Annotated in this window: 1 pseudogene; it reads left to right on the forward strand. The window is 81.4% G+C overall.

What is annotated here, in order from left to right:
- A pseudogene (locus ACYVI6_RS18780) lies at window positions 1-861 on the forward strand (hypothetical protein); the annotation flags it as partial.

Here is an 861-nt window from a genome sequence, read left to right on the forward strand (position 1 = left end):
GACCCCGGTCCGGCGGACGGCGCCGACCACGCCGCGCCGCGCGCCGACGGCGGCGGCCTGGGCCTGCCGACGCTGCCGGACCGGTGGCTGGTGCTGCGCCTGCTCGCCCCCGCGAAGGGGGGCGCGGTGCAGCCGACCGGCTGGGTGCTCGACGCCACCACCGGCACGTCGACCCCGCTGCCGGAGTGGACCGGCACGCCGCCGGGCCCGCTCGCCGGCACCGCGCAGGTGCCGGCCGCCGGGCTCACCGGCACCGCCGGCGGCACGCTCACGTGGACCGCCGGGTACGACGCCGCCCTCGGCCGGTTCGCCTTCCACGACCCGCTCGACGACCTGGCGGCGGACGTCGAGCTGGGCGGCGCGCTGCCCGGCGGCCCGTTCGCCGGGCGGGGCACCTACCTCGTCGTCGGGTGGTGGTCGCAGCCGGACCTCGACCCGCTCGACGGCGTCCGCGGCGAGACCTCGCTGGACCGCGCCCTGGACGACCTGGCCTGGTACCGGCACGCCAGGCCCGTCGCGCGCACCGCGACCCCTCCCGCCGGCACCGGCTCGGGCACCGGCCTGCTGTCGCTCGCCGCGGTGGGGCGGGTCGTGGCGGAGCGGTTCCCGAGCGCCGTCGGGACGGCCGGGCGCGCGACCGCGTCCGGGGCGGCGTCCACGGCGTTCGCCCCGGGGCTGCTCGGCGGCAGCGTGCTCGGTCGGGTCGACGCCCGGGTCGACGGCGCCTACCAGGTGGTGCCGCGCCCGGCGCCGCCCCGACCGGAGGCCTCGACGCTGCTGCACGGCACCGTCGTCGGCGTGCCGGTCGGCCAGGACGGCCTGCTCGACCGGCTGCGCGCCGCCGAGCCGGGCAGGCGGGCG

Source organism: Angustibacter aerolatus, from assembly GCF_054776675.1.